Here is a 14792-nt window from a genome sequence, read left to right on the forward strand (position 1 = left end):
GAAATGATGCAAGCCATGCCCGCCCCTGGCGGCGACGGCGCCGTTGTGCCGCTGCCGGCCTTTTCCGACAACTATATATGGGCCATTGTGCGCGATGGCCAGGCTGCCGTGGTCGACCCGGGCGAGGCCGGCCCGGTGCTCGAACTGCTGGCGCAGCGCGGACTGCGGTTGCGCGCCATTCTACTCACCCATCACCACGGCGACCATGTCGGCGGCGTGCTCGAACTGCTGCGGCATGCGCAAGCCACCGTGTACGGCCCCGCGCACGAGCGCCTGCCGCACTGCGACATCCGCCTGTCCGAAGGCGGCCGCGTGGCCCTGCCCGAGCTGGACCTGGACCTGTCGGTGCTGGACGTGCCCGGTCACACCGCCGGCCATATCGCCTACTACGGCCGGGCCGCGGGCCGGCAGCCGCTGCTGTTCTGCGGCGACACGCTGTTCGCCGGCGGATGCGGGCGGCTGTTCGAAGGCACCCCGGCGCAGATGCACGCATCGCTGGAAAAGTTCGCCGCCTTACCGGCCGATACACAGGTTTGCTGCGCACACGAGTACACTCTAGCCAACTTGCGCTGGGCCATGGCGGTCGAACCCGCCAACCGCACCCTGCAACAGTGGTATCAGCGGGCCCAGCAGTTGCGCGAGCAAGGCCGTCCCACCCTGCCGTCCACCCTGCGGCTGGAGCAAGGCACCAACCCCTTCTTGCGTACACAGCAAGCCAACGTTGCCCAGGCTGCCGCAGTCCAGTCCGGACGTGTCCTCGACACGCCCGTGGCCGTGTTTGCAGCCTTGCGCGAATGGAAGAACGATTTCAAGTGACGATCCACCGATGACCCTGTCCCGACTGCTGCTACCCCTAGTTCTCGCCATGCTCGCCGGCTGCGCCGGCACCTCGCGCCAACCGGTACAGGCAGTCGACGCCAAACAGCAGTACAGCGCCAAAGACACTTCCCGCACCGTCGATCTCACCCACCCGCCCGTCGATGCCTGGGACCGCATCCGGCGCGGCTTCGCGATTCCCAACCTGAACACCGAGCTGGCCCAGGAATGGACCGACTACTACGCGGCGCACCCCGAATCGGTGCAGCGCATGGCCGAGCGCGCCGGCAAGTACCTGTACTTCATCGTCGATGAAATCAACCGGCGCGGCCTGCCCACCGAACTGGCCCTGCTGCCTTTCGTGGAAAGCGCCTACAACCCCACCGCGCTGTCGCGCTCGCAGGCCTCGGGCCTGTGGCAGTTCGTGCCCGCCACCGGCCAGTACTTCAACCTGAAGCAGGACTGGTGGCGCGACGAGCGCCGCGACCCCATCGCCTCGACCTACGCCGCGCTCGACTACCTGGAAAAGCTGTTCGAAATGCAGGGCGACTGGTACCTGGCCCTGGCCTCGTACAACTGGGGCGAAGGCTCGGTGCAGCGCGCCATCGCCAAGAACGAGGCCGCCAACCTGCCATCGGACTACCTGTCGCTGGACATGCCCGAGGAAACGCGCAATTACGTGCCCAAGCTGCAGGCCATCAAGAACATCATCGCCAACCCGCGCAAATACGCGGTGGTGCTGCCGCCGGTGGAAAATTCGCCGTATTTCGCCGTGGTGCGCAAGAACCGCGACATCGACCTGGAAGTCGCGGCCCGGCTGGCCGAAATGCCGCTCGAAGAGTTCAAGGCCCTGAACCCGTCGTTCAACCGCCCCCTGATTCGCGGCGCGCATCAGCCCACCCTGCTGCTGCCCACTGACCGGGTCGACATCTTCAACGCCAACCTGCAGGCCTACCAGGGCGACCTGAGCTCCTGGAAGGTCTACAAGCCGCGGCGCGGCGAATCGTATGCCTCGATCGCCAAGCGCTTCGGCATATCCGAGGCCGAACTGCGCCGCGCCAACGACATCTCCAGCCGCCGCCGGACAGCCAGCGGAAGCAACCTGCTGGTGCCCAGCGGCGGCCAGGCCGGCGTGCAGCTCGCATCGCTGGAAACGCCGGCGGGCGCGCTCGATGCGCTGGATGCCCCTGCGCGCGCCAAGCCCGCCACGCGCAGCAGCCGCCGCCCCAACGTGCGCATCCACAAGGTGCGGGCCGGCGATACGCTGTTCGGCCTGGCCAAGCGCTACGGCACTTCGGTCGATACCCTGCGCGCGCTCAATAACCTGAAGGGCAACAACCTTAAAATCGGGTCGCAGCTGCGCCTGCCCGGCACCGGCGCGCGCGGCTGAACGCCGCGCACCGCCGCAGCGGCGCCGGCGCCGCCCGGATACGCTCTAAAATAGCGGCCATCCGTACGAATTCTAAGGACACGACACATGGGTTTTCTCGCCGGCAAGCGCATCCTGGTCACCGGGGTGCTTTCCAACCGTTCCATTGCCTACGGCATTGCGCAGGCCTGCCACCGGCAGGGCGCCGAACTGGCCTTCACCTATGTGGGCGACCGCTTCAAAGACCGTGTCGGCGAATTCGCCGCCGAATTCGGCAGCGATATCGTGCTGCCCTGTGACGTTGCCGAAGACAGCCAGATCGACGCCGCGTTCGCCGAACTGCGCCAGCGCTGGGACAGCCTCGACGGCCTGGTGCATTCCATCGGCTTCGCCCCGCGCGAAGCCATCGCCGGCAATTTTCTCGACGGCCTGTCGCGCGAAGGCTTCCGCATCGCCCATGACATCTCGGCCTACAGTTTCCCGGCCATGGCCAAGGCGGCGCTGCCCCTGATGGAAGGCCGCAAGGCGTCGGTGCTGACCCTGACCTACCTGGGCGCCGAACGCGTGGTTCCCAACTACAACACCATGGGCCTGGCCAAGGCCTCGCTGGAAGCCAGCGTGCGCTACCTGGCCTCGGCGCTGGGCCCGCGCGGCATCCGCGCCAACGGCATTTCGGCCGGCCCCATCAAGACGCTAGCCGCCAGCGGCATCAAAGACTTCTCGGCGATCCTGAAATTCGTCGAAAGCCATGCCCCGCTGCGCCGCAACGTCACCATCGAAGAAGTGGGCAACGTGGCGGCCTTCCTGCTGTCCGACCTGGCCGCCGGCGTCACCGGCGAAATCACCCACGTCGACGCGGGCTTCTCCACCGTTACCGCCGGCATGGAAGACTAGCCGCCACGGGCGAGGCGGCCCCTCCCCGCTACGCCGGCCGCACCACCAGGGTCGACACCTGCACGTCGACCGCGGTCATCAGCTTGTGCAGCGGGCACTTCTCGGCCACCGAAAAAAGCTCGTCGATCTGCGCGTCGCTCAATGGCCCGTGCAGCGTCAGCTTGGCGGTCAGGCGGTAAATGCCCTTGCGCTCTTCGCCGGCATCGCGCACCACGTCCACATCCACCGATTCCAGCGGAATTTCCTTGCGCTGCGCGTACAGCATCACCGTCATGGCCTTGCAGCCGCCCAGCGACGTATCGAAATAATCGTGCGGATCGGGCCCCTGCCCCTGCGGCTGAGGCATGTCCAGCGGCAGATCGTGGCCTTCGGCCGTAGCGGTGAATTGCAGGGTTCGGGGGGCGTTCTGGCGTACGCGTATGGTCATGGGCGGTCTCCGGCAAAGCGGCCCGGCGGGCCGTCCGCTATTTGTAGCATTTCCCGGGTGCGGCGGATTGCTGACAAAAAACTGAACTTCACGTTTACCGGGCGGTCAGACGGAATTACGCATTCCCGACAGGAGCCCCCATGAGCGCCCGCCAGCTACTCGACCAACTACTGCAATCCGGCCAGGGCCTGGCCCGCGACGCCTCGGCCCGGGTACAGTCGGCCAGCGCCGGCGGCAACGCGCCGTCGTTCCTGGCCGGCCTGGGCGGCGGCGCGCTGGGCGCCGGCGCCCTGGGCCTGCTGATGGGCAGCAAAAAAGCCCGCAAGATCGGCGGCAAGGTCGCCATGTACGGCGGCATGGCCGCGCTGGGCGCCCTGGCCTACCGCGCCTACGGCGACTGGCAGCGCAAGCAGGCCCAGGCGCCCGGGCAGGCCCCGCAAACGCTCGACCGGCTGCCGCCGGCCCAGGCCGAGCAGCACAGCAGCGCCATCCTGGCCGCCATGATCGGCGCCGCCAAGGCCGATGGCCATATCGGCCCCGAAGAGCGCCAACTGCTGGAAAGCGAACTGGGCAAATTGTCGGCTGAAGCCGCCGACCGCCGCTGGCTCGAAACCGAACTGGCCCGCCCGCTCGACCCGGCCGCCGTGGCCGCGGCCGCCCAGACCCCCGAAATGGCCGCCGAAATGTACCTGGCCAGCCTGCTGGTGGTAGACGAAGAAAGCTACATGGAACGCGCCTACCTGGACGAACTGGCGCGCCAGCTGAAACTGGCGCCCGACCTCAAGGCGCAGCTCGAGGCGCAGGTCAAGACGCCGGCCTGAAGCGCCGGCACCATCAGGTATCAGGCTCGACAGGTACCGCCTGGCGATCGGCCCCCAGGGTGTCAGGCTCTGCAGGTGCCTGACGCCGCAGTGTGCCGCGGCCATCTCAGTCGTACGGTGTCTGGCACCCTGGCGGGAGCCAGACACCTGGCCGGGCTTATTGTCAACTGTCGAGGCCGATATCCAGCACGCGGGCGCTGTGCGTCAGCCAGCCCACGGCGATCAGGTCCACCCCGGTGGCCGCCACGGCCGGGGCCGATTCCGGCGTGATGCGGCCCGAGGCCTCGGTGACGGCGCGGCCGTCCACGCGGCGCACTGCCTCGCGCAGCGTGGGCAGATCCATGTTGTCGAGCAGCACGACATCCACCCCGATATCCAGCGCCTGGTCCAGTTGTTCCAGCGTGTCGACTTCCAGCTCGATCTTCACCATGTGGCCGATGCCGGCCCGCGCGCGCTGCACGGCCTGGTGCACGCCGCCGGCCACGGCCACGTGGTTGTCCTTGATCAGCACGGCGTCGTCCAGCCCGTGGCGGTGGTTGCTGCCGCCGCCCACCCGCACCGCATACTTCTGCACCGCCCGCAGGCCGGGCAGCGTCTTGCGGGTGCAGGTGACCTTGGCGCCGTGCGGGCGGATGGCATCCGCGATCGACGCCGTGGCCGTGGCCACGCCGCTGAGATGGCACAGGAAATTCAGCGCGGTGCGCTCGGCGGTCAGCATGCCGCGCGCCGGGCCGCTGATCACGGCGATTTCCGACCCGGGACTCAGCCGCGCGCCATCAGCCAGCACCGGCTGGAAGTCGATGCCGGCATCCATCAGCCGGAACGCCAGGCGGGCCAGGTCCAGCCCCGCCAGCACGCCCTCTTGCCGCGCCACCAGGCGCGTGCGCGCCTGGGCAGCGGTGGGCACGATGGCATCGGTGGTGAGATCACCCGCGCGGCCCAGGTCTTCCAGCAGCGCCGCCCGCACCAGCGGTTCGAGCATGACGGCAGGCAGCGGCGCGACGGGCAAGGCGAAATCAGGGGCAGGATCCATGGTTATGCTCACGACGAGTATTTATAGGGCAAAAAAAGCGGCAAGACTGCCGTGCCATTTATGCTATTGCTGAGCATAATTGATGTCAAGAGGGGCCCACGCCCGGCGCCCGGCCATGCCCTATTTCGGCTGGCGCGCCAGGGGCAGCTTGCTGCCCGCGATGGCGCGTTCCAGCAGCACATCGCGCCGGAAACGGAACAGCTTGGCCGGCCGGCCGGCGGTGCCGGTGGCCATGTCGCCGGTTTCTTCAACCAGCGCCTGCTGTTCGATCAGGCGGCGGAAATTCTGCTTGTGCAGCCCGCGGCCCGCCAGGGCCTCGACGGCGGTCTGCAGCTGCAGCAGCGTGAAAGCCGGCGGCATCAGTTCAAATACCACCGGCCGGTACTTGATCTTGGCGCGCAGCCTCGCAATGCCCGTGGCCAGGATGCGGCGATGGTCATGGCGCATGGCCTGCCCCGGCAGCGCCGGGCCGTCCGCGGCAGGCGCCTGGCGGGTGGCCTCGGGCACCAGCCCGGCCTCGAACAGCAGTTCGTAGCGTTGCAGCACCATGTCTTCATTCCAGGCCGCGCCGTCCAGCCCGAAAGTCAGGGCCGCCCGCTGGCGGCGGTGCGCCTGGGCCGCGCGGTCGCCCGCCGCGCGCACCCATGCCTTCAGGCGCGGCGCGATCAGTTCGCCGATCAGCGCGGGCGGCCCGTCGCGGTGGTCTTCCCAGGGAAAATAGCGGTACCAGTCCTGCCAGCCCACCTGCGCCACGCGGGTTTCGCCGGCTTCGCGCGTCAGGCCCAGATAACTGACCGAAATGGCGCGCCAGCCGCCGTCATCGGAACGATCGCGGTCGGCAAAGGTGTAAAGCTGCTCGATGTAGCCCAGCGGATGATGGGTCTGGGTTTCCACCCAGGCACGCAGGCCCGCCTGCAGCGAACGATGTTCCAGCTCGAAGGGCCCCGCCGGCAGGGCGCTGGCGTCTTCGGTGGTCAGCACGCGCGGCTGGCCTTGTGTAACGGCCACCAGCACGGCGACGAGTTCGGCGGAAACAGAGCGTTCGATGGGATCGGTCAAGGCTGGCGCGCGGCAACAGTAGCAAAGCCTGGATTATAAGAGCCGGTGCCGTGCAACAGCCCCTTGCAAACGACACATGCCGTCAACCCCGCCGGGCCGGCCCCGGCCTAACATGGAAGACAGGCGACGCGGGCCGCGGCGCAAGGCCGCGGTGCTGCAACATGACAGGAGGCCTTCATGAACAAGACTGCCCGACAGAATGTTCCCTCGGAACACGCCGACGACCGCTGGCCGAAGACACCCACGCACGTCAACAAGGGAACCGGCATCATGCCCATGCCTGACGAGGCCCCCGACGTGGCCGGGCGTGCCCGGCGCGGACGCGCCATCGCCGAACCGGGCGACCCCGGGGTCATCACGCCCGAAGACGACGTGCTGGATACCTCGCACCTGCACCGCCGGGGCCGCTGACGCGCACCGCCGCGCCCTGGCCGGGCGCTACTGCCTGGCGCGGCGCTCGTCCAGCGCCTCGCGCAGGCGCAGGTAAGCCGTGCGCCCCAGCTGCAGCGGCGGCGCCTGGTTCATGAACTCGACCTGGGCCGCCAGACTGCTTTCCGCCATCACCCGGCCCACCTGGTCCAGGTTCACCACCACCGAGCGCGACACCTGCGCAAACGGCAGGGGGCCCAGTTGCGGCAGCAGGCTTTTCAGGGTGGCGTACATCAGCAGGGTCTCGGCCTGCTCGACATGCAGCTTCACATAATCGCGCTGGGCCACCAGCGCCGCCAGCGCCTGCGCCCGGATCAGCCGATTGTGCCCCTGGTGGCGCACCGTCAGGAACGCCGCGTCTCCCCAGGGGCGGTTCAGGCGCGTGTACAGGCGCTGGACGGCCTGGCGCAGGCGCTCGATGCCCACGGGCTTGAGCAGGTAGTCCACCGCGTCGACCTCGAACGCGCGCGTGGCGTACGGCGCATGGGCGGTCACGAAAACCAGCTGCGGCTGGCAGTCCAGGGCGGACAGCACGTCGAATGACGTGCTGTCCGTCAGCTCGATATCCAGGAACACCGCATCCGGCCGGTGCTGGTTGATGGTGTCGATGGCGCCTTGCAGGCAGGCCGCCTCGGCCACTACCTGCGGGCCATCCAGCGATTCGATCAGGCGGCGCAGATAGCGGCGCGCGGGGGCTTCATCGTCGACGACCACTACGCGCAGCATGAAACTTCCCGCAGGCGGGGCCAGGCCGCACGCAGCGGGCGGCGGCAGGGCTGGCCGGAACAGGGTTCGTGCAAATGAGCTTCCAACGCGGTAATTCCCCCCAACAGCCCCCTGGCGGGCGCCATGTCGAGCGCGGCCCGGGCTCGCCCGCCCGCGGGGACATGCATGATTGAGCAATCATGAGTTCTGAATTGTCGTCGAATATTGTGGCATTAGGAAAGCAGCGCTTTGCCGCGGCATGGCAATCCGGCCGGCAGCCGCCGAAAGACCCACCCGGCGGGCCGGCGGCCATGCCATACTGTCGCGGCTCGACAAGCCGCGCGCCCGCCTGACAACCGGCGGGCCCATCACCACAAACCATCGGCCGGCGCGGCGCCAGCTTCCTACAGGAGACCTTTCATGCGTGCCGTGGCTATTGCGCTGTCATGCGGATTGATTGCCGGGTGCGCCGCGCCCGCCGCCAACCAGGCCTACCGTGCCGACAACTCGGTGTTCTTCACCGATGCCAAGCAGTTGCGCCCCGTCGCCGGCTCGCCCGGGCTGTCACGCTATGTCACGCCCAACTATGCCGAACAGCGGCAGCGCATCAAGTCGGTCTACCTGGCGCCTATCGAAGTCTGGCTATCGCCCGATTCGCCCTACAAGGGGCTGACCGCGACGGACGTCGCCACCCTGACGGCCTCGTTCCGGCAGGCCTTCCTGAAAGACCCGTCGCGCCGCTACCCGGTGGTGGAACAGCCGGGGCCGGACAGCATGGTGGTGCGCGTCGCCCTGACCGACGTCATGCTGACCGTGCCGCGCACGCGGCTGCTGGGATACACGCCCGTGGGCCTGGCAGTGCGGGCAATCCGGAAATCCCAGGGCATCAGCCCCACGCTGGTCGACCGCCTGGGCTACCAGACCGAAGCCACGCTGGGCGTGGGCGGCCCCACTCTGTTCGCGGTGCGCCTGCAGGGCGTGCAGCTGTCCAATCCGGCGGCCGACCAGAAGCAGCGGCTGGATCAGATGCCGGCGCAGATCGCGCAGCAGGCCGCGCGGCTGCGGGCCACGCTGGAAGCCCTGCCCTGAGGCAGCGCAGCCTGCCGCGCCGGCTCACGCAAAGGTGATGCCGGCATCCCGGATGACCTTGCCCCACTTGGCCAGGTCGGCCCGGACCTGGCGCGCCAGATCGTCGGGCGTGCCGGGCTGCGGTTCGTAGCCCTGGCTGCGGATCGCCTCCTGGACTTCCGGGTTGGCCAGCGCGTCGTTCATCGCGGCGTTCGTCTTTTGCACCACCTCGGGCGGCAGCCCGGCCGGCCCGAACATGGCGAACCAGATGCTGGCCTCGAAGCCCGGCATTCCCTGCTCGGCCACCGTGGGCACGTCCGGCAGCGCCGAGGCGCGCGTCGCCGACGTGACGGCCAGCGCCCGCACCCGGCCTGACTGCACATGCGGCACCGCCGTGGCCATCGACGAGAACAGCACGGGCACCTGCCCGCCCACCAAGTCGGCCATGGCCTGGTTGCCGCCCTTGTAAGGCACATGCGTAAGCTGGATTCCGGCCATCTGCTGCAGCAGCTCGGCGGCCAGGTGGCCCGCGCCGCCTATGCCCGAAGTGCCATAGTTGATGACACCCGGCTGCGCCTTGGCCAGCGCGATCAGCTCCTTCAAGTTGCGCGCCTGCACCGACGGATGCACGACCAGCAGGGTGCCGCCCGTGCACCCCATGCCGATCGGCGTGAAGCTGGCAATCGGGTCATAGCTGAGCTTCTTGCCGTTGGGCAGAATAGCCAGCGGCCCCGAGTCGGCAAAATGCAGGGTGTATCCGTCGGGGTCGGCCTTGGCCGTGTAGTCGGCGGCAATGGTGGCGCCCGCGCCGGGCTTGTACTCGAAAATTACCGGCTGGCCCAGCGTGTCGTTCAGCTTGGGCCCCAGCGGCCGGGCCGTGCCATCGGAAGCGCCGCCGGCCGGATACCCGACAATGACCTTGATGGGGCGCTGCGGCCAGCCGCCGGATTGCGCGCCCGCCAGGCCGGGCAGCCCGATCAGCGGCAGGCCCAGGCCGGCCGCCAGCACGCGGCGCCGTTGTTCTTGGAATTCGATGGCCTTCATGTCTCGTCTCCTCGTTGGTGTTGCCTTGTTGTGGAATGGTCGGCAAGTACGCTTCAGGGCTGCAGCAGCAAAGTCCCGTTGAGCGTGCGGCCTTCAAGCAGCGCATGCGCCTGCGCCGCTTCCGCCAGCGGCAGCTTGGCGGCAATGTCAATGCGCAGGTCCCCGCCGGCCAGCAGCTCGAAAAGCTCGCGCGACGCAGCCTCCAGATCGGAGCGCAGCGCAATGTACGTACGCAGCGTCGGCCGGCAGACCGACAGCGATTTGCTGTGCAGGCGCTGCAGCGGAAACGCGGGTACCTGGCCCGACGCGGTGCCATAGTTGATGGCCAGCCCCATGGGCCGCAGGCAGTCGAGCGACCCCATGAAGGTGTCGGCGCCCACCGAGTCGTACACCACTGGCACGCCCGCGCCGTTGGTGATGCGCGCCACTTCTTCGACAAAATTCTGTTGCCGGTAATTGATAGCGTGGTCGCACCCGAGCTGGGTCACGAGATCCGCCTTGGCGTCGCTGCCGACCGTGCCGATCACCACAGCACCCAGCCGCTTGGCCCACTGCACCAGCAACTGGCCGACGCCGCCGGCGGCCGCATGTACCAGGATGGTGTCGCCGGGCTGCACCCGGTACAGCCGCTTCAGCAGGTAGTGGCAGGTAAGACCCCGCAAATAGGTAGCAGCCACCAGGTCGTCGTCCAGCGCATCGGGAATGCGCACCAGCCGCTCGGCCGGCAGGACCCGGTGCCCGACATAGCTGCTCAGGCCGACGTTGGCATGCGTGACGCGGTCGCCCGGCTGCAGGCCCGCCACGCCGGGGCCGACGGCCTCGACCACCCCGTTGGCCTGCACGCCCGGAATGAAAGGCGGCTGCGGCGCATCGCCATGCAGTTGGCCGGTGCGGTGGTACACATCGACAAAGTTCACGCCGATGCCGGTGTGGCGCACCAGCGCCTCGCCCGCGCCGGGCGCGGGCACATCGGTTTCGCCAAACTCCAGAACCTGCGGGCCGCCAAAGGCCGTGATGCGAACGCAACCAGTCTTCATGCTTGAACCTTCCTGAAAACAACGGGACGCTTTTCCATGAAGGCACGCGCGCCTTCCACAGATAGGCTTCGCTGATGAAAGTGGAATATTTATTTGTATCTACACCAGCCTTATAAATATATTTATAATTATCGTCAATACATTTCAATGCCTGGCATATCCCGGGCGAAACTGCCGGTGGCATATACTTTGCGCGCACAGACATACCCATACCAGAACGCCCCGACAGGGCGTCCGGCCAGCGCACAACCCCCGGAAAAACAGTTTTCGATGAAGGCCCGCGAGCGCATCCACCAGAGCATCGAGTCACAAATCGCCAGCGGCCAGCTGCTGCCCGGCGACCCCATCAGCGAAGACGCCCTGATCACGCAATTCGGCGTCTCGCGCACCCCCGTGCGCGAAGCCATGCTGCAGATGCAGGCCGAGGGCCTGCTGACCAGCCTGCCGCGCGGCGGCGTGGTGGTCGCCAAGATGAACGTGGCACAGTTGTTTTCGATGTGGGAACTGCTGGCCGAGCTGGAAGGCATGTGCGCGCGCTACGCCTGCGAGCGCATGAGCAAGGAAGAGCGCGCCCGCCTCGAGGCCGCGCACCAGGCCGGCGCCGAAGCCGTGCGCCTGGATGACGAAATCGCCTGGCAGGCGGCCAATATGGCATTCCATGAATGCCTGTACGAAGGCGCGCGCAATCCTTATCTACGCCAGGAAATCCTGCGCATGCGGATACGCACCCAGGCCTATCGCAAGCACGCGTTCGGGGCGGTTGGACGGCTGAGCATTTCGCACCGCAGCCATGCGCTGATCGTCAAGGCGATTCTGGCGAACAACAGCGCCGCCGCGGCCCGCGCGGCCTTCAAGCACATGAGCCCGGACGCCAAGGACCTGGTCATGAACCTGCCCAAGGATCTGCTGGGCTGAGCCTGGCAGACAGCCGAAGCGCCAGCGGAAATGCAGCGAATGCTGGCGGGAATTTGCCCTCGGCAAGAAAAAACCCCGTAGACGTTTGATTCTACGGGGTTTTTTTGATTTTCCCGGGCTAGCCAGGAATGAATGCTTGGCGGACAGAGGGGGATTCGAACCCCCGATACGCTTATCACGTATACACGCTTTCCAGGCGTGCGCCTTCAACCACTCGGCCACCTGTCCTGATCGGGACCGCACAGGCCCTGGCTACCGGGCGGGCCGGGCAAGGCGCAAATGCGAATCCGCGATTCTAACAGAATGGCGTGGCGCTGGCATTCACAGACACCCGAGACCCTCGGAACCGCTCAGTTCCCTTCCCGGAGCGAATTGGCGGGGTTCACTTCCCGGTACGAGCTGACCGTGCCGTCGGGCTCGGTTTCTTCCAGCCGCACCTTGAACCCCCACAACCGCCCCAGGTGCTTCATGACCTGGTCGGCGTCGTCGCCGGCCAGCGGCCGGCCGCGGGTCTGCAGGTGGCGCAGCACCAGCGATCGGTCGGACTCGCGCCGGTAGCGCACGATCTGGATGTCGGGCACCTGGTTGTCTCGGTTGTGCTGTTCGGCCAGCAGCTTGCGGATCTGCCGGTAGCCCTCGTCGTCGTGGATGGCGGCCACTTCCAGCACCGGGCTGGCCTGGTGGTCGGCGATGGCGAAGAAGCGGAACTCGCGGATCAGGCGCGGCGACAGGTACTGCGAGATGAAGGATTCATCCTTGAAGTTGCGCATGGCGAAGTCCAGCGTCTTCACCCAGTCGCTGCCGGCGATGTCGGGAAACCACTTGCGGTCTTCCGGTGTGGGCGACTCGCAGATGCGGCGGATGTCCTGCATCATGGCAAAGCCCAGGGCATACGGGTTGATGCCGCCGTAGCCCTGCTCGTCGAAGCCGCGCTGGCTGACCACGTTGGTATGGCTTTGCAGGAACTCCATCATGAAACCGTCGTTCACCAGGCCCTTCTGGTGCAGGCGGTTCAATAGCGTGTAGTGCCAGAACGTGGCCCAGCCCTCGTTCATGACCTTGGTCTGCCCCTGCGGATAGAAGTACTGGGCGATCTTGCGCACGATGCGCACCAGCTCTTTCTGCCAGGGTTCGAGCCTGGGCGAGTGCTTCTCGATGAAATACAGCAGGTTTTCTTCGGGCTCGGGCGGGAAGGCGATGCGCCGCTTTTCTTCGGCCGGGTCGGGCTCGGCACGCGGCAGCGTGCGCCACAGGTCGTTGTACTGCAGGCGCGCGTGCTCTTCGCGCTCGGCCTGGCGCTGCGCTTCTTCGCGGTACGACACAGGCGCCGGGCGCTTGTAGCGGTCGACCCCGTGCGGGGTGAGCGCATGGCAGGAATCCAGCAGCGCCTCGACCGCGTCGATGCCGTAGCGGCTTTCGCAGTCCATGACGTACTTGCGGGCGAACACCAGGTAGTCCAGGATGCTGTCCGCGTCGGTCCATTGGCGGAACAGATAATTGCCCTTGAAGAAAGAATTGTGGCCGTAGCAGGCGTGCGCGATCACCAGCGCCTGCATGGCCATGGAATTCTCTTCCATCAAGTAGGCAATGCAGGGGTTGGAATTGATCACGATTTCGTAGGCCAGCCCCTGCATGCCGCGCCGGTAGAACTGCTCGTTGCGGATGAATTCCTTGCCGTACGACCAGTGCGGGTAGCCGATGGGCAGGCCCGCCGACGCATAGGCGTCGAGCATCTGCTCGGACGTGATGACCTCGATCTGGTTCGGATAGGTGTCCAGACCGTACTCTTCGGCCACCTCGGCGATGGCCTCGTCATAGCGCTGGATCAGTTCGAACGTCCACTCGGAACCTTCGGAAATGGGCCGGGCCCGCCCAAGGGCCTCCAGCTCGGCACGAGAGCCCACGATGGCATTCATGCTGTTTCCTTTTTGAACAGGTCATGGAACACGGGGTAGATCTCGCCGCGTTCACAGATGCGGCGCATCACGAAATGCGGTGCCGTTTCCTGCTCGTATTCGGCCCACAGGCTGCTCTTGCGGGCCTCTTGCGAGTCGGGAACCTCGATATAGGCAAAGTAGCGGGTGGCCGGCAGCAGGTTCTCGGCCAGAAAGCGCGCGCTCTTGCCCGCGTCGGCGCCGAACGAGTCGCCGTCGCTGGCCTGCGCGGCGTACACGTTCCAGGAGCTGGGCGGGTAGCGCTGCTGCATGATCTCGTGCATCAGTTCCAGCGCCGACAGCACAATGGTGCCGCCGCTCTTGGGGTCGTAGAAGAAGGTGTGTTCGTCCACCTCTTCGGCGTTGTCGGTGTGGCGGATGAACACCACGTCCACATGCTCGTACTTGCGCGACAGAAACAGGTACAGCAGCGTGAAAAAGCGCTTGGCCAGGTCTTTCTTGCCTTCGTCCATGGACCCGGACACGTCCATCAGGCAGAACATCACCGCGCGCGCCATGGGCATGGCCACCGACACGCGGTTGCGGTAGCGCAGGTCCAGGTCGTCCAGGAACGGCAGGCGGGCCAGCCGGTTGGTGCAGTCTTCCACTTCCTGGCGCAGCGCATCGATTTCGGCCTGCGGCGCGCCCGCGGCAATGGCCGCGTCCAGCTTGGCCTGGGCGGCTTCCAGCTCGGCGCGCGCCGCCACGCCCAGCGCCACACGGCGCGACAGCGAGGCCTTCAGAGTGCGGCTGACGCTCAGCAGGCTGGGCGAACCGGTGGTGGTGTAGCCCGCGCGCTGCCATTTTTTCTGGGTGACATCGCCCAGCTGCGTGCGGATCAGGTGCGGCAGCTCCAGGTCTTCGAAGAACAGGTTCAGGAACTCGGCGCGCGACAGGCTGAAAGTGAACTGGTCCACCGATTCGCCTTCGCCGGGTTCGGACCCGCCCTCGCCGTCTGAGCCCGAAGGCCGCGGAAAGGTGTCGCCCTTGGCGAATTCGCGGTTGCCGGGATGCACCAGCTCGCGATCGCCGCCCTGGCCGTGCCGGAAATGCGGCTCGGAGATATCGCGCGCGGGCAGGTTGATTTCCCCGCCCTGGTCCATGTCTTCGATGGACCGCTCGCGCACCAGGTCCTGCACGGCCCTGCGGATCTGGTCTTTGTATCGCCTGAGGAAGCGTTCGCGGTTGACCGCGCTTTTATTGCGGCCGTTCAGACGCCGATCGATCAGTGAATTCATGAT

15 protein-coding genes and 1 tRNA gene are annotated in these 14792 nt (G+C 66.9%); 7 read left to right on the forward strand and 9 right to left on the reverse strand.

Annotated features, from left to right (window positions below; translation table 11 throughout):
- The first annotated feature begins 6 nt into the window (after window positions 1–6).
- From gloB to fabI, 3 genes are all read left to right on the forward strand, one after another.
- Entirely contained in the window at window positions 7–816 is an 810-nt protein-coding gene (gloB, locus tag J2P76_RS04850) for a hydroxyacylglutathione hydrolase (RefSeq protein WP_207409120.1), read from the forward strand.
- Window positions 817–826: 10 nt separating this feature from the next.
- The gene (locus J2P76_RS04855) at window positions 827–2206 is read left to right on the forward strand and encodes a transglycosylase SLT domain-containing protein (protein WP_207404908.1); all 1380 of its coding nucleotides are present in this window, start codon (window positions 827–829) and stop codon (window positions 2204–2206) included.
- A gap of 87 nt (window positions 2207–2293) precedes the next feature.
- Complete coding sequence (gene fabI / locus J2P76_RS04860; protein WP_207404910.1) at window positions 2294–3079, forward strand: enoyl-ACP reductase FabI; 786 nt, start codon at window positions 2294–2296, stop codon at window positions 3077–3079.
- 28 nt (window positions 3080–3107) lie between these two features.
- Here fabI and J2P76_RS04865 read toward each other — a convergent pair whose 3' ends face one another.
- Window positions 3108–3506, reverse strand: a complete 399-nt coding sequence (locus tag J2P76_RS04865; RefSeq protein WP_207404912.1) for an OsmC family protein — start codon at window positions 3504–3506, stop codon at window positions 3108–3110.
- 140 nt (window positions 3507–3646) lie between these two features.
- Between J2P76_RS04865 and J2P76_RS04870 the strand changes: the two genes are divergently transcribed.
- Complete coding sequence (locus J2P76_RS04870; protein WP_207404914.1) at window positions 3647–4327, forward strand: tellurite resistance TerB family protein; 681 nt, start codon at window positions 3647–3649, stop codon at window positions 4325–4327.
- A gap of 163 nt (window positions 4328–4490) precedes the next feature.
- Here J2P76_RS04870 and nadC read toward each other — a convergent pair whose 3' ends face one another.
- Complete coding sequence (gene nadC / locus J2P76_RS04875) at window positions 4491–5360, reverse strand: carboxylating nicotinate-nucleotide diphosphorylase (protein ID WP_207404916.1); 870 nt, start codon at window positions 5358–5360, stop codon at window positions 4491–4493.
- Window positions 5361–5480: 120 nt separating this feature from the next.
- Window positions 5481–6419: an NUDIX hydrolase gene (locus J2P76_RS04880; protein ID WP_207404917.1), complete on the reverse strand. Its 939-nt coding sequence runs from the start codon at window positions 6417–6419 to the stop codon at window positions 5481–5483.
- A gap of 177 nt (window positions 6420–6596) precedes the next feature.
- Here J2P76_RS04880 and J2P76_RS04885 point away from each other — a divergent pair, with 177 nt between their 5' ends.
- A complete protein-coding gene (locus tag J2P76_RS04885; protein WP_207404919.1) occupies window positions 6597–6830 on the forward strand; it encodes a hypothetical protein in 234 nt (77 codons plus the stop codon).
- 27 nt (window positions 6831–6857) lie between these two features.
- Here the strand turns inward: J2P76_RS04885 and J2P76_RS04890 are convergent, their stop codons facing one another.
- On the reverse strand, window positions 6858–7574 hold the full coding sequence (locus tag J2P76_RS04890; RefSeq protein ID WP_207404921.1) for a LytR/AlgR family response regulator transcription factor: 717 nt from the start codon (window positions 7572–7574) through the stop codon (window positions 6858–6860).
- A gap of 399 nt (window positions 7575–7973) precedes the next feature.
- On the opposite strand from J2P76_RS04890, the gene J2P76_RS04895 reads away from it, so the two are divergent.
- Window positions 7974–8642 (forward strand): DUF3313 family protein, encoded by a 669-nt coding sequence (locus J2P76_RS04895; RefSeq protein ID WP_207404923.1) that lies wholly within the window; start codon window positions 7974–7976, stop codon window positions 8640–8642.
- Window positions 8643–8666: 24 nt separating this feature from the next.
- On the opposite strand, the gene J2P76_RS04900 is transcribed toward J2P76_RS04895, so the two are convergent.
- Window positions 8667–9665 carry a Bug family tripartite tricarboxylate transporter substrate binding protein gene (locus tag J2P76_RS04900; RefSeq protein ID WP_207404925.1) on the reverse strand — a complete coding sequence of 333 codons (999 nt, stop codon included), beginning with the start codon at window positions 9663–9665 and terminating at the stop codon, window positions 8667–8669.
- Between the two features lie 53 nt (window positions 9666–9718).
- Window positions 9719–10702 (reverse strand): quinone oxidoreductase family protein, encoded by a 984-nt coding sequence (locus J2P76_RS04905; protein ID WP_207404927.1) that lies wholly within the window; start codon window positions 10700–10702, stop codon window positions 9719–9721.
- A gap of 270 nt (window positions 10703–10972) precedes the next feature.
- Between J2P76_RS04905 and J2P76_RS04910 the strand changes: the two genes are divergently transcribed.
- Window positions 10973–11617 carry a GntR family transcriptional regulator gene (locus J2P76_RS04910; protein WP_207404929.1) on the forward strand — a complete coding sequence of 215 codons (645 nt, stop codon included), beginning with the start codon at window positions 10973–10975 and terminating at the stop codon, window positions 11615–11617.
- A 137-nt stretch (window positions 11618–11754) separates the two neighbouring features.
- On the opposite strand, the gene J2P76_RS04915 is transcribed toward J2P76_RS04910, so the two are convergent.
- The 3 genes from J2P76_RS04915 to J2P76_RS04925 form a co-directional block, all read right to left on the reverse strand.
- Window positions 11755–11845 (reverse strand) — tRNA-Ser (locus tag J2P76_RS04915).
- A gap of 122 nt (window positions 11846–11967) precedes the next feature.
- A complete protein-coding gene (locus J2P76_RS04920; RefSeq protein WP_207404930.1) occupies window positions 11968–13533 on the reverse strand; it encodes a SpoVR family protein in 1566 nt (521 codons plus the stop codon).
- Window positions 13530–14789, reverse strand: a complete 1260-nt coding sequence (locus J2P76_RS04925) for a YeaH/YhbH family protein (RefSeq protein WP_207404931.1) — start codon at window positions 14787–14789, stop codon at window positions 13530–13532. The genes J2P76_RS04920 and J2P76_RS04925 overlap by 4 nt, the downstream gene beginning before the upstream one ends.
- Window positions 14790–14792 lie beyond the last annotated feature (3 nt).

The sequence above is a fragment of the Bordetella petrii genome, assembly GCF_017356245.1.
Taxonomy (GTDB): domain Bacteria; phylum Pseudomonadota; class Gammaproteobacteria; order Burkholderiales; family Burkholderiaceae_B; genus Bordetella_A; species Bordetella_A petrii_D.